This is a genomic window from Paenibacillus sp. NEAU-GSW1 (assembly GCF_009737085.1).
Taxonomy (GTDB): Bacteria; Bacillota; Bacilli; order Paenibacillales; family Paenibacillaceae; genus Pristimantibacillus.
Genome location: NZ_WOVL01000012.1, coordinates 145,788 through 163,132, shown reverse-complemented (window position 1 = coordinate 163,132; position 17,345 = coordinate 145,788). Strand labels below are relative to the sequence as shown.

14 protein-coding genes are annotated in these 17,345 nt (G+C 54.3%); 6 read left to right on the top strand and 8 right to left on the bottom strand.

The genetic code is table 11. The features are described 5' to 3' along the window. The first annotated feature begins 79 nt into the window (after window positions 1-79). Window positions 80-463 carry a VOC family protein gene (locus GOM71_RS11725; protein WP_156281219.1) on the top strand — a complete coding sequence of 128 codons (384 nt, stop codon included), beginning with the start codon at window positions 80-82 and terminating at the stop codon, window positions 461-463. Window positions 464-1,109: 646 nt separating this feature from the next. Here the strand turns inward: GOM71_RS11725 and bcp are convergent. The 5 genes from bcp to ggt form a co-directional block, all read right to left on the bottom strand. Beyond that, window positions 1,110-1,577 (bottom strand): thioredoxin-dependent thiol peroxidase, encoded by a 468-nt coding sequence (gene bcp, locus GOM71_RS11720; RefSeq protein WP_156281217.1) that lies wholly within the window; start codon window positions 1,575-1,577, stop codon window positions 1,110-1,112. Continuing rightward, complete coding sequence (locus tag GOM71_RS11715) at window positions 1,574-2,671, bottom strand: asparaginase (RefSeq protein ID WP_156281215.1); 1,098 nt, start codon at window positions 2,669-2,671, stop codon at window positions 1,574-1,576. The genes bcp and GOM71_RS11715 overlap by 4 nt, the downstream gene beginning before the upstream one ends. Window positions 2,672-2,809: 138 nt before the next feature. Then, window positions 2,810-3,697: a fumarylacetoacetate hydrolase family protein gene (locus tag GOM71_RS11710; RefSeq protein ID WP_156281213.1), complete on the bottom strand. Its 888-nt coding sequence runs from the start codon at window positions 3,695-3,697 to the stop codon at window positions 2,810-2,812. Continuing rightward, a complete protein-coding gene (locus GOM71_RS11705) occupies window positions 3,694-4,902 on the bottom strand; it encodes an amidase (protein WP_156281210.1) in 1,209 nt (402 codons plus the stop codon). Before GOM71_RS11705 ends, GOM71_RS11710 begins: the two co-directional genes overlap by 4 nt. 40 nt (window positions 4,903-4,942) lie before the next feature. Continuing rightward, window positions 4,943-6,550, bottom strand: a complete 1,608-nt coding sequence (ggt, locus tag GOM71_RS11700) for a gamma-glutamyltransferase (RefSeq protein WP_156281208.1) — start codon at window positions 6,548-6,550, stop codon at window positions 4,943-4,945. 238 nt (window positions 6,551-6,788) lie between these two features. Between ggt and chrS the strand changes: the two genes are divergently transcribed. Genes chrS through chrA form a run of 3 tightly spaced genes read left to right on the top strand, consistent with a single transcriptional unit; the run spans window position 6,789 to window position 8,494 of the window. After that, the gene (gene chrS / locus GOM71_RS11695) at window positions 6,789-7,271 is read left to right on the top strand and encodes a chromate efflux transcriptional regulator ChrS (protein WP_156281207.1); all 483 of its coding nucleotides are present in this window, start codon (window positions 6,789-6,791) and stop codon (window positions 7,269-7,271) included. Further along, window positions 7,268-7,915 carry a chromate efflux transporter ChrB gene (gene chrB / locus GOM71_RS11690; RefSeq protein WP_156281206.1) on the top strand — a complete coding sequence of 216 codons (648 nt, stop codon included), beginning with the start codon at window positions 7,268-7,270 and terminating at the stop codon, window positions 7,913-7,915. Before chrS ends, chrB begins: the two co-directional genes overlap by 4 nt. Before the next feature lie 9 nt (window positions 7,916-7,924). Continuing rightward, the gene (gene chrA / locus GOM71_RS11685) at window positions 7,925-8,494 is read left to right on the top strand and encodes a chromate efflux transporter ChrA (RefSeq protein WP_156281260.1); all 570 of its coding nucleotides are present in this window, start codon (window positions 7,925-7,927) and stop codon (window positions 8,492-8,494) included. A gap of 1,023 nt (window positions 8,495-9,517) precedes the next feature. Here chrA and GOM71_RS11680 read toward each other — a convergent pair. Together GOM71_RS11680 and GOM71_RS11675 are read right to left on the bottom strand one after the other, a co-directional pair. After that, window positions 9,518-12,703, bottom strand: a complete 3,186-nt coding sequence (locus GOM71_RS11680; protein WP_367649560.1) for an MMPL family transporter — start codon at window positions 12,701-12,703, stop codon at window positions 9,518-9,520. Between the two features lie 7 nt (window positions 12,704-12,710). Further along, a complete protein-coding gene (locus tag GOM71_RS11675; protein WP_253944807.1) occupies window positions 12,711-13,181 on the bottom strand; it encodes a MarR family winged helix-turn-helix transcriptional regulator in 471 nt (156 codons plus the stop codon). Window positions 13,182-13,394: 213 nt separating this feature from the next. On the opposite strand from GOM71_RS11675, the gene GOM71_RS11670 reads away from it, so the two are divergent. Beyond that, entirely contained in the window at window positions 13,395-13,958 is a 564-nt protein-coding gene (locus GOM71_RS11670; RefSeq protein WP_156281204.1) for an FAD-dependent oxidoreductase, read from the top strand. Between the two features lie 78 nt (window positions 13,959-14,036). On the opposite strand, the gene GOM71_RS11665 is transcribed toward GOM71_RS11670, so the two are convergent. Further along, window positions 14,037-14,948: a hypothetical protein gene (locus tag GOM71_RS11665; protein ID WP_156281202.1), complete on the bottom strand. Its 912-nt coding sequence runs from the start codon at window positions 14,946-14,948 to the stop codon at window positions 14,037-14,039. Window positions 14,949-15,210: 262 nt separating this feature from the next. Between GOM71_RS11665 and GOM71_RS11660 the strand changes: the two genes are divergently transcribed. Then, entirely contained in the window at window positions 15,211-16,971 is a 1,761-nt protein-coding gene (locus GOM71_RS11660) for a methyl-accepting chemotaxis protein (RefSeq protein ID WP_156281201.1), read from the top strand. Window positions 16,972-17,345: the final 374 nt, after the last annotated feature.

The window sequence follows — 17,345 nt, the reverse complement described above, 5'->3', positions numbered from 1 at the left end:
CAACGGCTGTTTCGAGAAGGGCAATCTCGCCCCTTTCGAAACAGCTTTTTTATAACAACCATAATCGGAGGGGTACGTAATGACGAAAAGAAGAGTCGATCATGTGGGGGTAGCTGTTAGAGATTTGGAGGCTTCCGTACGGTTTTACACCGAAATCGTCGGTCTGACGCTGAAGGGACGCCTGACGCATACGAACGGCGTTATCGAGCTTGCCTTTCTCGGCTTTGGCAACGACGACGAGACGGAAATCGAGCTGATTCAAAATTACAGCAACAAGCTTCCGGCGGAAGGAACTGTCCATCATTTTGCAATTCATGTCGAGGACTTGGATCAAGAATGGACTCGCTTAAAAGCGACGGAGGCCGAATTCATCGACAACGAAATTACGACGCTGCCGAACGGCTACCGTTACTTCTTCATCTACGGGCCGGAACGCGAGTGGATCGAGTTTTTCCAGCGTTGATTAAAGCGACAAAGAAAGAGCCCATCAGTCCCCCCAGGGGACTGATGGGCTCTTTCTTTGTTGGCGCGAGCAAGCGAGGAACGGGCTTCGCCGGATCTAAGGTACATTTGTACCTTAGATCCATAATTCGGTGCTTCGTCGGTGGCTCCAAGGTACATTTGTACCTTAGAAGGCCGTTCCTCGCACGCTCGCGCTGGGCTTCGCCGGATCTAAGGTACATTTGTACCTTAGATCCATAATTCGGCGCCCCAGCGGCGGCTCCAAGGTACATTTGTACCTTAGAAGGCCGTTCCTCGCACGCTCGCGCTGGGCTTCGCCGGATCTAAGGTACATTTGTACCTTAGATCCATAATTCGGCGCTTCGTCGGCGGCTCCAAGGTACATTTGTACCTTAGAAGGCCGTTCCTCGCTGGTAACGCTGGGCGTTCCTCCCGCCGCCAGAGCAAATTCGTCCCAATTAAGACTAAAATGCGCCACCGCCGCTGGATTTGAGTGGTTTTAGGCTCAAACGAGACTTATACCTGCAAAAATAACTGTCGCCTACCCGCCGCCTGCGCAAATTCGTCCCAATTGAGACTAAAATGTGCCACCGCTGCTGGATTTGAGTGGTTTTAGGTTCAAACGAGACTAAAGCCTGCAAAAGCAACTACTGCTTCGCCGCCTCGAGCACCTGTTGGACGTGGCCGTCAACATCTACGCTGCGCCATTCCTCGGCGAGCATGCCCTGCTCGTCGATTAGAAACGTCGAGCGCTCGATGCCCATAAATTCATTGCCGTTCCAGCTGCGCAGCTTCCATACGCCAAACAGCTCGGAAACCTCATGCGTCGTATCCGACAGCAGCGGGAATGGCAGTTCATGCTTTGCAATGAACTCGTCATGGGAAGCCAGATCGTCAGGGCTAATGCCGATGACAGCTGTATTGTTGGTTTCAAACTGGCCGTTGTAGTCGCGGAAATCGCATGACTCGACCGTGCAGCCCGGCGTCATATCTTTCGGATAGAAATAAATGACGAGCTTTTTCCCTCTATAATCCTTCAACGAAATCGCTTGTCCGGTAGATGCCGGCAGCGTAAAGTCCGGCACCTGTTGGCCGATTTGTACTTGCCCACTCATTTGTTATCCTCGCTCCTTCCTTGTTTCGGAACAATATGCTCATAGAACAATGAGGTATTCAAGACGAAATCCCGAATCTCCTCTTTATCAGCGTGCAGCAGCGAGTACGTAAGCGTAAGCTTGGTCAGCGCCGCCTCGATAGACATGTTTTCGATAAAAGCGACGCCCGCTTCGATCAAGCTGACCGAGGAAGCGTAAAGCGCCTCGGAACTGTCCTTAAGCGGACAGAGATAAAGATCGACGCCATGCGTTCCGCAATATTCGGCGAACCGAAGCAGCGAATGGCTCCCTGGCGCGTTGGCGCTGGCCGTGCCGGAATGGTACAGGTCATGAAGCACCGCCTTCGGCTTTCTCGCGCCGCTGAAATCATAATACGAGTAATCGATGCCGCTAAAAGGTTTGATATAAAGCAATCCCGATTCCAACCGGCTTTTGCCTTGCTGCCATGGCGAGCTAAAGGCGCCCCCTCTGCCGCGAAGCTCATCTGTAAACGGATTATACGGATGCTCATTCCGCACAAACCGCCCTTCGACCATTTGGCCGTAAGGAACGCTGTACGGGCTGCCAAACTGATCGGTAAAAGACTCGCATTGCGTAATGCGAGTTCCCAAATAAACAATCGACTCCCCGCGGTCATTCCGGTACACAACGAATACGCCCGGCAAGCTTTCTCCTGCTATAAAATCAATCGCCGCCGCAAAGTTGCTCGCACCGTTGCTGCGTTCGTCTTCAAGCGGATAGTTCGCAGCTACAAGCACAATCGGCACCGGCGTATCGCAGCATAAGTAACTGAGCATCGCGGCCGAGTAGGCGAGCGTATCCGAACCGTGCGTCACAATGATGCCGTCGTATGCCGATTTATCGAGGCCGCCCAGAGCGTCCATTAACGTATTCCAATCGTCCGGAACGATATTTTCACTGAGCACGTTCAACGGCTGCGCCGTATCGAACACCACGTCCCTCCGGTCGGGAGCGTTCGTATAGGATTCAATCAACGTATAGGCTCCGCCTGCTTGCGGGGACATTTTCCCGTTATTGTTTTTGCTGCCGATCGTCCCTCCTGTGAAGAGGACGGCGATCTGTTTCGCTGCCATAATCTCGTCTCCAATCGTGCGCGTTGTCCATCCTCATTTTACTATTTCCGCGATAAAAAAGCACAGCCCCCGGCATGCCGGAAGGCTGTTCATGTTACAAGCCTATGGAGCTGCGCCAGCCGCGCAGCACATGCGACTTTACAACGGGCTTGAAGACGCCGTTTCTACCGTATTTGCCAAAGGCAAAAATCCGTCGATCCGGCATTCGACGCTGTCCCCCGCGCGCAGGACGGCCGATCCCGGCGTACCCGTCATAATGACGTCGCCAGGCAGCAGCGTCATTACCTGCGAATGGAAGGCGATTAAATGCCACGGGTTAAACCGCATATTCGAAATGACATTTCTATGCGCCAGCGCTCCGTTATGCCACGTTTCCACCTGAAGCTTAAACAGATCATCAACATCATCGGGCGTAATCAGCTCGGAACCGAACGTAAAAAACGTATCGAAGCTTTTCGCTCTCGTTAAATAACGCATATGCCTAGCGTGTATATCGGCGGCCGTCGTATCAATAGAGGCTGCATAGCCGGCAACATAGCTAGCCGCTTCGGCTTCCGTAACGTTTCGGCACACCTTGCCGATAACGATCGCAAGCTCCGCCTCCGCGGTTACTCTAGCCGACTGCGGCGGCAGCACGATCGCTTCGCCCTCGCCGATCATCGCCGTATCCGGCTTCATGAAACTGACCGGCTCTTCACCGGCCGGCAGCGTCAGCAGTTCATCGGGATGGGCTGCGTAGTTCATGCCGATGCCCCAAATTTTGCGAGGACGGCGATAAAGCGGCGCCAGCTTCGCCATAGCTTGATCTGCGGGGACCGCATCCAGCGTTTCCAGCTTTTCGCGTCCGCCCGCGTTATACCAGGCCGTCAGCTCCGGCAACCGCCCGGATTCGATTAGTTCAAATGCCGTTGTCGGCCAGCAAGCGTCAACGCCGCTCGAGTTCAATGTCGAGAGGCTAACGAAGCCGCCGGACACGGCGATAAAAGCCCGCTCCCCTTCGCCATCCCGAAGCGTTGCCAGCTTCATAACCGCTCCCCCATTCGCCCGGCAAATTGACGCGCCCATTTCAACAGCTTCAAATCCTGCTTTGCCCCCGCGATAAAAGAAAGCCCGATCGGCGCGCCGTCGACCTCCCCCGCAGGTAACGTAATCTGCGGCAAGCCGGACAGACCCGCGATGCAGCACAGCTGCATCGTATGGAATCGCCCGAGCTCGACCGCTTCGCCGCTAACCTCCCGGTCAGGCGCCGTTCCCGGCACCGTTGGAATGACGAGAAGCCCGTCTTCTCCGAGCAACTCCCGCATGCGGGCTCTCACCGTTCGCCAAAGCTGCAGCTGCGGCTCGTGATCGGCCGGTTTCAGCTTGCTCGCGAAGACGAACCGTTCTCCGATGCTGCCTCCAAAAACCGGCTTAACGCTCTCAATCCATTCCCCGTGCGTCTCCCATATTTCGAGCGCTTGCGCCGTGCGGAAAGCCTTAATCCATTCCTCAAGCCCTTCGGGCGCTATATTTACGCTTTGAACAGAAACCGCATATTCATTAGCGGCTTCCAGCTCCTGACGAAAACGCAGAAGCTTCGCGGCGCTTTCCGCTTCCGCTTTGCCCCATGCGTCTTCGGCGAATAGCAGGCGGCCGAAGCCTTTTTTCGAGCCTTCACCGGCCGGCAGTGCCGCACCAAGCAGCGCCTCTCCAACGCGGAGGAGCATTTCGGCGTCGCGGGCCATCCATCCGACCGTATCGAAGCTCGGCGCTAAAGGAATGACACCTTCAGCCGTCACCCATCCATGCGTCGGGCGAAAACCGTAGATGCCGCAATAGGACGACGGCACGCGAACCGAACCGCCAGTATCGGTGCCCAGCGCAAAATCGGCCATGCCCGCCGCCACTGCGACCGCCGATCCGCTGGAAGAGCCGCCCGGAATGCGACCCGGCGCCTTCGGGTTGATCGGCGTGCCGTAATGAACGTTTTGCCCGTTAATGCTGTACATGAGCTCATCGGTATGCGTCATGCCCGACAGCCGGGCGCCGCTCGCGAGCAGCCTCTCAATCGTTGGGGCTGTAGCATCAGCCGGCGCGTGCGTCCGAAGCCAATCCGGATTCCCCGCCCCGTTCGTATGCCCTTTGACCGCAAAGACGTCTTTTGCGGCAAACGTCAACCCATCCAGCGGCCCTTTGCCGGTCGGCTCCAGCACGACATCCTGACGGGCATAACCGTTATATGCGTCTTTCATCCGCAGTCCCTCCTTTTCCGCCGCTCGTATCGTTGATAAATCAACCTCCGATTGCTGCGCCGTCGCTGCGCGGATCGGCTCCTCCGCTCAATCCGCTGCCGTCCGGAGCGATGGCGATAGCATGCGCATGGCCCATAATGCCATCTACATCATTCATAACTCGCACGAGATGCCCTGCCTCGGACAACCGATCAGCCACTTCTCCTCCGATTCGCCCCTCGATTTTCAGCTCCAGTGTCGGAGCTCCCCACGTCCGTCCCCAAACAAAGCGCGGCTCGCTTACCGCCTGCTGCGGGTTCATGCCGAAATCGACCATTCTCGTAAATACGGCAAGCTGCGTCTGCGGCTGCCCTTCGCCGCCCTGCGTGCCGAACAGATAGGCGGGCTTGCCTCCCTTGCATGCCATCGCGGGCATGAGCGTATGGAACGTTCGTTTTCGCGGCTGCAAGCAATTGACATGATTGGAATCAAGCGAGAAAAAGGAGCCTCTGTTTTGCAGCAAAATGCCTGTATTGCCCGCCGTAAAACCGGAACCAAACTCGAAATACAAGCTTTGGATAAAAGAAACCGAGTTCCCCTCGCTGTCGACAACAGCGGCGTATGCGGTATCGCTGCCTACCGGCCGGCTGTCGATTGGCGATGCTTGACCACTCTTAATCGCAGCCGCAAGCTGTTCCGCGTACGGCTTGCTGAGAAGACGGTCCAACGGGATGTCGGCAAATGCAGGATCGGTCAAATACAGGTTCCGGTCGCGGAAGGAAAGCTTTAGAGCCTCGACCATCGTATGGTAGTAATCGTAGGATCCATGGCCCATGGCCCGTATATCGAAATGCTCCAATATTTGCAGCGCCATAATCGCGACGAAGCCTTGCGAATTCGGCGGCACTTGATACACATCATATCCTCGGTAGCTGCCTTTAATCGGCTTCACCCATTCCCCGCTATGCTCGGCAAAATCGTCCATCGTCAGCAAGCCGCCTTGCTCTTGCAGAGCGGTTGCTATGGATTCCGCAATCGGCCCTTTGTAAAAGGCGTCGCGCCCCTGTTCGGCAATCAGCCTCAAAGAAGCTGCAAGCTCTCGCTGCTTGAATCGTTCGCCAGGCTTAACGATTTTTCCGTCCGGCAAATAGATCGCCGATGTATGCGGGAAGCGCCGCAGCGTCTGCTCCTGTTTTACCGTATTCTCATATTGGTCGGGCGACATCGGGAACCCTTCCTCGGCATAAGCAATCGCCGTCTTCATCACTTCGGCAAATGCCAGCTTGCCGTATTTGGTTTGCACCGCAAACCAGCCGTCCGCCATACCCGGCACCGTAATTGCGCTTAGCGGCCCCCTCGTCGGGATCGCTTCCATGCCCAGGCCTGCAAACGCTTCGATCGCTGCTAGACGCCCCGAGCGGCCGCTGGCATTGTAGGCGCGCACTTCGCTATCGCTAGAATGATAGGTCAGCCAGAACGAATCGCCGCCCATACCGGTCATATGAGGGTAAACAACAGCCAGACAGGCGCTGACCGCCACCGCCGCATCGAACGCATTGCCCCCGCGCTCCAATATGGCAGCACCTGCGGCCGAAGCCAAATGATGCGGACTGACAACCATATGTTTGGCTCCGTACGCCGATTCTGCCGCCAAGCTTGTTTCGCTCATGCTATCTCCGCCTTCATTGGATTGGAATGGACTGCTAATGTCAATAAATCTATCATTCTTTTCTTCTAAAATAACATGCTGCGTTTCGTATAGGCAATTCCTATTTTATAAAGTAAATTGCGTATTTTATGTTGAATGTGAATATTTATCGTTATATATTAATTCGTATAGTAATCCAGACGCAATTATTACAAACATTTCGTAACCTAAAGCACAGAACGCGAAAGGAGTTCTTTTTATGCAACCAAAACCGTCTCCTCCCCTCACCGCTGCCAACATTGATGAAATCGACCGAAAAATTATATTGGCCCTGCACGCCAATGGCAGAATTTCTTACACCGAACTGGCAAAAGATATCGGGCTATCGCGAGTTGCCGTACAAGCGCGAATCAACGCCTTAATGGAAGAAGGCGTGATTGAGCGTTTTACCGCCGTAATCAATCCGGAGAAAATCGGCATTACCGTATCGGCCTTTTTCAATGTGGAAGTCGAACCGAAATTTTTGCACGAAGTAGCCGACCAGCTCTCCACCGAGCCCGCCGTCACCAGCCTGTACCATATGACCGGCCCGAGCAAGCTGCATATGCACGGCCTGTTCACGAGCAATCAGGAGATGGAAGTGTTTATGCGGGAAAAGCTGTATACGCTGCCCGGCATTATGAGCGTTGATTGCCAAGTGCTCATAAACCGCTACAAAAGCAGAATGGGGATGAGGCTATGAGCGCACACCCTCCGCTGCCGCTTCCTGAAGGCGAAGGAGCAGGCAAAGCTTATGGGCAGCTTAGCTGGGCGATGCTGAAAACCGGCATTTTAGGCTTTGGCGGCGGTCCTTCCGTCATTCCTTTGATCCGTTATGAAGCCGTCACCCGCTGCCGCTGGATCAATGACGATGATTTTGCCGAAATACTCGCATTAGCCAATGCGCTGCCCGGACCCATCGCGACCAAAATGGCGGCCTATCTCGGCTATCGCAAGCAAGGCTGGCTTGGCGCCGTTGTTGCTGTGCTCTCGCACATCATGCCGTCTGCAGTTGCGATGATCGCCTTGCTGTCAGCGGTCGACGCCTTAAAGGGCTCAGCCGCCGTGCAGGGCATGATCGCCGCGGTCATCCCCGTCATCGCCGTCATGCTTGGCGTTATGGCGTATGAATTCGCAAGCCGAGCCGTTAAGGGTCTCGGCGTCGCGTTCGGCATCGTTATGTTTGCCGTTGCCTTTCTGCTGCTGCAGATCGTAAACGTTCAAGACGCTGTCGTCATCGTCTCATTCCTCGCTTACGGAGCCATTCATTTTAAAGCGATAGGCTGGCTAAAGCAACGCAAAAACAAAAAACGCCCTATAAGCGAAACGGACGGAGGCGAGGAGTAGCTTATGAATATGCCGGATTGGCTTGAACTCATCATTGGTTTTTTTGTCGCCAATGTGCTCGGATACGGCGGGGGCCCCGCCTCGATTCCGCTTATGTATAACGAAATCGTCACGCATTACGGCTGGACGACCGATCCGCAATTTTCGAACATACTGGCGCTCGGCAACGCTCTGCCGGGGCCGATCGCAACTAAAATCGCCGCATTTGTCGGATACGATGTGCTCAGTGACGCCTATGGTCCCGCCTACGGCTTGCTCGGCATGCTGCTTGCATTGTCGGCCACCATCATCCCTTCAGCAGTGGCGCTCATCTTCCTGCTCAAGCTGCTGCAGAAGCATCGCCAGTCGCCGATCGTCAAAGGCATGACGCTGCTAGTTCAGCCGGTCGTCGCCATCATGATGGTGCTGCTGACCTGGCAAATGGGCAGCATTTCCGTCCACTCATCCGGCATCTGGCAATCGCTTGGCATCGCCGCCGTCGCCTACTGGGCGATGGAGCGTAAAAAAATCCACCCAGCTATCGTCATTTGCGCAGCCTTCGCTTATGGCGGACTCGTGCTGTCCCATTCATTCGCGTAATGCGGTTCGGCGGTCCGACGGCCCTCTGCGAACTATGTTCGCAGAGGGCCGCGTCAGACCGCTATACTCCTCGCCAACCTACCAACCTGCCTACGAGCAGCTTCGCTCCACCGTCCAACTAACCTGTCTGCGAACCAGCTGCGCTCCACCGTCCAACTAACCTGTCTGCGAACCAGCTGCGCTCCACCGTCCAACTAACCTGTCTGCGAACCAGCTGCGCTCCATCGTCCAACTAACCTGTCTGCGAACCAGCTTCGCTCCACCGTCCAACTACCTGTCTGCGAAACAGCTTCGCTCCACCGACCAACTAACCTGTCTGCGAACCAACTTCGCTTTTTTACGAAGCTAGTTTCGCTATTTGGTTACTCAAACGAGCAGCCTGCCACAATAGCGAACCGACTTTCGTTAGTGGAGAACCATCATTCGCTATTAACGTCATCCGGTTCGCTATTTACTCGCTGCGCCCCCACAAAACCACAAACAACGAAATTAGCTGCGCTATTCTGCGAACCTGCTTCGCTAATACACTTACCGCCCACCAACCAACCGTTCAATCCAACCTCGCTCGCCCACCCAAACTAACCTGTCTGCGAACCAGCTTCGCTCCATCGTCCAACTAACCTGTCTGCGAACCAGCTACGCTCCATCGTCCAACTAACCTGTCTGCGAACCAGCTTCGCTCCACCGTCCAACTAACCTGTCTGCGAACCAGCTTCGCTTTATTGCGAAGCTAGTTTCGCTATTTGGTTACTCAAACGAGCAGCCTGCCACAACAGCGAACCGACTTTCGTTAGTGGAGAACCATCATTTGCTATTAACGTCATCCGGTTCGCTATTTACTCGCTGCGCCTCCACAAACCCACAAATAGCGAAATTAGCTGCGCTATTCTGCGAACCTGCTTCGCTAATGAGCCGCTAACGGCAAGCCCCGCTTTCCGTCAGCTTTCCGCGTGCAGCAAGCCCCTGCGCAAACAACGCAAAGAAGCCGCCCATAACAGGCGGCTTCCATACTTCCTCTTGCTTTTAAATTGTGGTGTCGCGCGGATAAGCGCGGACCTTTCCTCCGACTGCCGGAGGATCGAGCTCGTCGTCGGAACTCATAAACGGCCAATAGTTCGCTTTGCCGAACATGCGCACCATGACCGGAATGAACAGCGGCAGCATGACGAGCGCATACAAGAACAATCCGCAAAGCACGATCGTTGCGATCTGCAGCAGCGACATCACGCCCGAAGGCAGCATTGCGGCAAAGGTGCCGCCGAGAATGACGGCTGCCGACATAATGACGGTGCCCATGTTTTTCATCGCTTCCAGTATCGCCTGCGCAGGCGACAGATGGCGGTACTCCTTAAACCGGTCCATCAAGAAAATACTGTAGTCAATGCCCAGCGCCACCAGCATGACGAAGCCGAAGAACGGCACCGCCCAGCTGAGGCCGGTCTGGCCCAGCAGCCTTACGAAAATCACTTCCGTAATCGCCATCGACGTATAGAACGTCACGAGCAGCGACGCAATCAAATACAAAGGCATTACAATCGAGCGGAACAGCACGATGAGAATAAGCGATATGCCGATCAGCATCAAAACAACCGTGCGGCTGTAATCCGCATTCGAAATATTGCTCAAATCGTTGTTCATGCTCGATACGCCGCCAACCGCATAAGTCGCCTCCGCAAAGGAGGTAGCTTTAATCGCGCGTCCGACTGCGGCTTCCAATTCGTCAACCCGCTTCATCGTCTCCCGTTCGTACGGATTGTCGCTGAACACGACATCAAACTTCGCCGTTTTCCGGTCCTCCGACAGGTAGATGTCCAGCGCCTGTTGGAACTCCTGCTCTTCAATCGCTTCCTCCGGAATGAACCAGCCAGTCATTTGTTTATTTGACGCAGAGGAAAGCTCATTCAAGTAACCCTTCGCAGACGCAAGTCCGTCCGTCACCTGCGTCAAGCCGTCAACGCTTTGATCCAGACCGCCCGTAAGCTCGCTAAGCTGGCTGTTCAAGTCCGCGAAGCCGGAGCGCAATTGTTCTTGTCCGCTTGCCAGCTCATCGAAGCCTTGCGTCACGCCCGGAAGCTTTGAAACGATCTGACCTTGACCGTCAGCAGCCTGGTCGATCCCTTTTTTCAGCTCCCCAATGCCGTCCGCCAGCTGCGACAGCCCTTTCGCCAGCTGCGACTGGCCGTCGGACGCCTGCGACAGCCCGCTATTCGCTTTGGTCAAACCGTCAGCAACTCCACCGAGCTGCCCATTCAACTGCACCAGCTGATCGCTCAACCCGCTTGCTCCCAGCTGAAGCTGCTCCAGCGAGGAGACAGCTTGCAAATAATCCTCATCCTTTGTCAACTCCGGATGGCTTTTCTCAAGCCCCGCAAGTCCGTCGCCCAAGCTCTTCAAACCGTCTGCAAGCTTTTTCTGCTCATTGGCAATGGCCCCGTACGCCAGCTTCAACTGTCCGAGACCTGTCGCCGCCTGCTCATAACCTGTCAGCAGCTCCTCACTCGCAGCAGCCAGCTGTTCGGCGCTTTTCTTTGCCTCGCCAAGACCTTTGCTCAGCTCCTTAGCGCCAGCCGAGCCGTCGTTCAATCCTTGCTCGATCCGCTTCAAGCCGTCTCCAAGCTGCTCGACGCCGGTTTTCAATTGTTTCGTACCGTCGACAAGTTCATCTACGCCGTCCACCGCTTCATTCAGCTTAGGCGCGTTATCGCTAAGAGCCGCGCTGGCCTCGGACAATCCGGATCCAATTTCACCCAGTCCGTCACCGCTTTTGCCTATCCCGTCTTCCAACGTGCCTACCTGATCGGTTACGAGGAAGTCGTCAAGCACCTCGCCTGTCGGGCGGGTTGCGCTTCGTACTTTTTTGACACCCTCCACGTTCGACAGCTCGCGGCTTACTTGCTCCAATGCAGCCAAGCCTTCAGGCGTATCGAAGCCGGCATCCGACTTCACAACGACAGTCGACGGAAGCGACTCGCCTGGGCCGAAATTGTCCGCGATCAGATTGAATGCTTTGACCGAATCGTATTTATCGCCGATTTCATCAAGCGAGTTGAACGAAATGGCGCCTTTATACGCGGTCAGGAAAGGTACGATCAGCACCGCCAAAATAACGAGCGCCCAGAGCGGACGCTTCAGCGAGAAGCTGCCAACCGCTCCCCACAGACCGCTCGGCTTATGCTCAAGCGAGCCCTTCGAAGGCCAGAACAGCTTCTGGCCGAGCACTGCCATGAAGAATGGCACAATCGTAAACAGCGCGACAAGCAATACCGCGATACCAACCGCAACCGCAACAGCCGAGCGATAAAGCACGAAGGTCGAGAAGCCGATCGACGCAAAGCCGACGAGTACGGCAAGACCGGAGAACAGCACTGTTTTGCCCGCTGTTTTGTAGGTCGCCAGAATCGATTCTTGAATGTCGCCGCCGCGATGGGACAGCTCCTCCTTAAATCGGCTGATCAGCAATATGCAATAGTCCGTTCCGATCCCGAACAACACCGCGACGAGAAAAATTTGCGTAAAGTTCGATAACGGAAAGTCGATGTACTCCACCAAATAGGCCACGATCGACTGCGACACCAAGTAAGTGAAGCCGACCGTAAGCAGCGGCACAATCGGCGCGACAGCCGAGCGGAATACAAGAAACAGAATAACGAGGATAAAGATAACCGTAATTAACTCCGTCTTCTCCAGCCCTTCTTGCGAGCTTTGCACGACATCCTCGGAAATTAGCCAGTTGCCTGTAAAATAATGCTCGACCGACACATCCTCAAGCGCGCCGTACAGCCCATCCCTAACGTCCGCAAGCTCCGCTCCGTCCAGATCGACATTTACGAGCGCAAGCATCGTGGAACCGTCCTCGGATACCATCTGGCTTTTCAGCTCCGCCGTATCCAAGTGCGTCGTCAGACTGACGATTCGCAGCTCATCCTTGCGATCTTTTAACGTCTGTATTCCCTTCTCAATTGCCGTTAAATCTTCATCCGTCAGACTCTTGTCGCGATGAAACACCAACACCGTGGCAGCGCCGTTCTCTTCGCCGCCCATTTGCTGCAGAAGCTCCTTCGCATTCGTCGACGAGTAGCCGTCTGGCACATTAATTTGCCCTTTATCGCGTACAAGCTGTTGCATATCCGGTGCGCTTAACATCAATCCTGCCGCTACCGCTACCCACGCGACGAGCAGCACCCATCTTAACTTCAGTACGGTTTTCACTCTCTCCTCAGCTCCTGTCTGTCTCTTTGGCTTGCTCTGTCATAACCTCCGCCAGCTTCTCGAAGGTGTTGATAAACGCCATACATTCTTCTAGGCTGAAATGATTCATGAAGCAGGCGATCATCTTCTCGATCTCTTTCTCGACCAAATCCGAAACCCGTTCTCCTTCCTCTGTCAACCGCAGCAGGGTGACGCGCCGGTCCTTCTCATCCGGGATTCGCTCAATCAGCTGTTTATCGAACAACCGCGATATAATCGCAGTTATCGAGCTTTTGCCAACGCAAAATATGTCCGCAAGCTCCGAAGACGTGCAGACCCCTGCGCCGCGCAAATACCGTATCGTTCCGAATTGGTCGACCGTCAAACCCTCCGGCATCAAATCTCGAATCATCGCATTCAATCTGCGATTAACCGTGAAATTAGCCTTCTCATAGCGTTGGATAATCTGCTGTAAACAGTGGTCGTCCATTGTTGTCATTGTTGCTTCCTCCTTGCATCAGGAGTTTGAGCGGAGCTCAAACTCACACCGCTTACGTTCTTGCTGTCAATTAGTTTTATAGATGAACTATTCACTTATTGAACTATATAGGAAGACAGCCCTTCCCGTCAACGTATAAATTGTGAAAATATGGTGAATAAACCGACTATAATGAAATAGAAACGCCTATTCGATTAATGGAGGTTTGGGAGCATGTATGATATCGTCATTATCGGCGCAGGTCCGGCCGGCGCAAGCGCAGCTATTTTCACCGCAAAAGCAGGCAAGAAAACGCTCGTATTCGATAACGGCAAAGGGATGACGAAGCGCGCATGGTTTGAAAACTACTACGGCATTACCGAAATCGGCGGTCCCGATCTTGTCGATACAGGCAAACAGCAAGCCGTTCGGCTTGGCGCGGAAATGAAAGAGGAAACGGTGCAAAACGTATCCCGCATCGAAGGCGGCTTATCGGTCGTAACCGATCAAGGCATCTATGAAGCGAAGCATGTGCTGCTTGCTACAGGAGCGCTCGCTGATCTCGCCGAGCATATCGGCGTGCAGACGAAACCGGGCACGGAGCCGCGCATCAAGACCATCGTCGATGTCAACGCAGCCGGACGAACGAGCATAGAAGGTGTTTGGGCAGCGGGCACCGTTGCCGGCGTCAGCGTTCATGCCGTTATCACGGCAGGAGACGGCGCGAAAGCAGCCATCAATATCATTAGCGAGCTGAACGGCGAGCGCTATGTCGATCATGATGTTCTGAAAGCTTAAACTTGCATATACGAAAGAAGCCGTCAGGCAGTATCAATCGCGATACCGCCTAACGGCTTCTTTATTAGGTTCTATAATTTAAGCATCAGCAGCGGCTGCAGAATCAGCAGTTTCCGAAGATGCCGATTTATCCGCGCATCCGCCAAAGCCGCCATGCTTGCCGCGTCCGCCCGGTTCGCCGGCCGGCTTCGTTTCATTCACTCGTTTTGTCGCCTGCTCGGTTAGAGCAGCTTTTTTCTCGTCATACTGGGCTTGCGTAATTTTGCCGTCAGCCAGCGCCTGATCGAGCCGCTTCGTCTCTTCGCTAACAAGCAAATCGATCACCTTTTGCACATCAACGCCTTGTTCCGCGGCAATCGCAGCGAGCGTCTTGCCTTCTTTTATCGCGGCTTGGAGCTCTTCTGCCGTTAAACCAAGCAGCTCTGTCAACACTTCGCTATTGCCGAAATGGCCAAAGCCTCCGCCATGGCGGCCGTCTCCGCTTCCATTTAGCCCTTTGCCGGCAAAGCCGCCCTTCGCATCCAGCAGCTTATCGGCCAGCGCCCCGCTGTCCAGCGGCTGGATTTTTTTATCTGTGCTGCCTGTAGCAGTTGTATCCGTCGCATCTGTCGCTTCATCGTTTGCAGCTGCTTTGGATGCATGCTCGGCCCGCTCCGCCTCAATGAGCTCGACCAGCTTGGCTCTCATATTTTCACGACTGACGCCGTTTGCAAGAGCAACCTCCGCCAGTGTCGCTTCCTGTAGCTGCGCATGCAGCTCGGTCAGCTCAAGACCAAGATACGACGCAATCTCGTCCTGCAGCTTGCCAAAAGCCGAGAAGCCGCCTTTTCGGTCGTTAAGATGCTTGCCGCCCTGACCTCGCTCCGCTGCAGCCGCGCTTTTATCAGGCGCCGCCGCTGTCTCCGCATTCGCATAACCAGCCCCAACTCCGCCTCCAAGCGCCAATAAAACAGCCAATGTGCTTGCAACCCAAGCCGTTCTTTTCTTCAACGTAAATCCCGCCTTTCATTGCATTAGTCGGTGTACATGCTCTATTCTAACGGCGAAAGCTTAACACAGCCTTAGTCATGAATGAGCCCTCCCTGAATGTTTCCTGAAAGTTCCACTTTTCTAATTCGATCGTTAATACGTTAGCAACCCCAATACATTCCTAACATCCATTAGAAAACTTATCTAATACATTGTTGTTACAGTGGATCAAGAACTACAGCATGAGAACACAGCTCCAAAACAAAAACAAGGAGTTATTGCCATGTTACATTTGTTCCGTAAATTTAAAGATCAAAGCCTTGCCCTAACCAGCTCACTCGTACTCGCCGTCCTGTTCATCATGATAATCGGCATCACGGAATGGATTTCCTATGGCGCGCAGAAGGCTGCTTATATCGAAGATATGGAACGCTCCACTCGCACCTTCAGCGTTCAGACGCAAGCAAACCTCGATCTTATCGAAAATGCAAATATGCAGTTAACATCCGGCAAGCAAGACAATCCTGCAGTGTTCAGTATTCTCGCCAGGCAGCTGGATGCAATGAATACGAATGAAATGGTGAAAAACACCTATCTTTTCATGCCCGACCTCATCGTCAAAGACGATAAAAAGTTTTTGTCTGTCATGCAAAGCAACAAAAGCATGGTTGACCTCAACTTCACGACCGGAACGATGTACGAGCTCTCGCCTCAGTTCGCGGAAGGCTACGACAACGCAAGAAGCGACGGCTTCGTGCAGTTAGATACATATACCGACGATTACGGCACTTGGATCACTTATTTAACGGCAATCTCGAATGCAGACGGCAAAATTGTCGCAATGTTCGGCGTTGATTTCGATTACGGCGAAGTAGAAAACAGGCTTCAAGCATTGCTGTGGAAAAGCATCGGCATTGCAGCTCTGTTTATCGTCATCGCCCTCCTGCTAGTCGTTTGGCTGGTCCGGTTGGCATTGCAGCCGCTGAAACGGCTGGCTGTCCTGTCGGCACGCACAGCGCAAGGCGATTTGACGGAGACTCTTACGGTTACAACTCATAATGAAATCGGTCAAGTCTCGACTGCATTCAATGAAATGATTCTAAGTCTGCGAAACTTAACAGGAAATTTGCGAATCGCCTCCAATGAAGTCGCAAGCTCGTCGAGCGCAATGCAGGAGAGCGCCGAGCAAACCGCTTCAGCGACACAGGAAGTAGCGGAAGCGATTCAAGAAGTGGCAGCCGGAGCGGATACTCAGCTGCAAAGCTTCCAGGAATGCCAGCGCGCAATGACGGAAATGACCATCGGCATTCAGCGGATCGCCGAGTCCTCCTCGGCTGTATCGGAAATGGCGGCAGATACGACTGAGCTTGCCGTATCCGGCGGAGAAGTCATCGACCGTACTGTGCAGCAAATGCAAAAGATTGAGAGCAGCCTATCCGAGACGGTCGTGACGCTGGAGCAGCTGGAAGAAATGAACGAACAAATCAGCTCGATCCTCGCTATGATTGGCGATGTGGCAAATCAGACGAACCTGCTTGCGCTGAACGCTTCGATCGAAGCCGCGCGCGCTGGCGAGCATGGCCGCGGCTTCGCCGTCGTCGCGCATGAAATCCGCAAGCTGGCGGAGCGCTCGAAAGAATCATCCGAACAGATCGGCACCATTCTGAACGGTATTAGCAGCCACACCAACACAGCGGTCCGCTCGATGGAGCAAGCGGTTATTGGCGCCCGCGACGGCTCAGCCGTATCGCAGCAGGCCGGCGATTCGTTCCGTGCGATCGTGGAATCCATTCGCCAAGTATCCGAGCAGGTGCAGGAAGTATCGGCAGCCTCCGAGCAAATGTCGGCGGGCAGCGAAGAAATCGCCGCTTCGCTTGACCAGCTCGAGCATATCGCCGAGTCCTCCTCGATTCATTCGCAGCGCGTAGCAGCCGCATCGGAAGAGCAGCTCGCCTCGATGCAGGAGGTCGCAGGCTCCTCGACCCAGCTGCGCAGCCTCGCAGCCGCCTTGAACGCCGAAATCGGCAAGTTCAAGACGGAGTAATTAGCTCATACGAACCAGCTTCGCGTCATTCGAAGCTGGTTTTTCTTTGTTCATACCTCTCGGCGCTCCCCCCCGCCACTTCACCGTTTAACGAACCTGCTTCGCTTTATTGCGAAGCTAATTTCGCTAATCCGTGCCTAATCGCACCATCTCCGCCGTCTAACGAACCGTTTTTCGCTATCCGAGCACATTCGTTCGCTATTAGAGTAACTGGATTCGTTATCCGCGCGTTCGAGCGCTCCCAACCGCCCAGCAGCGAAGTTGGCTTCGCTATTTAGCGAGGCTGCTTCGCTATTCCGACTAGGCCAAGCAGCTGCATCCCAATAGCGAATTTCATTTCGCTATTTAGCGAAACAGATTCGTTCATTAGCAGA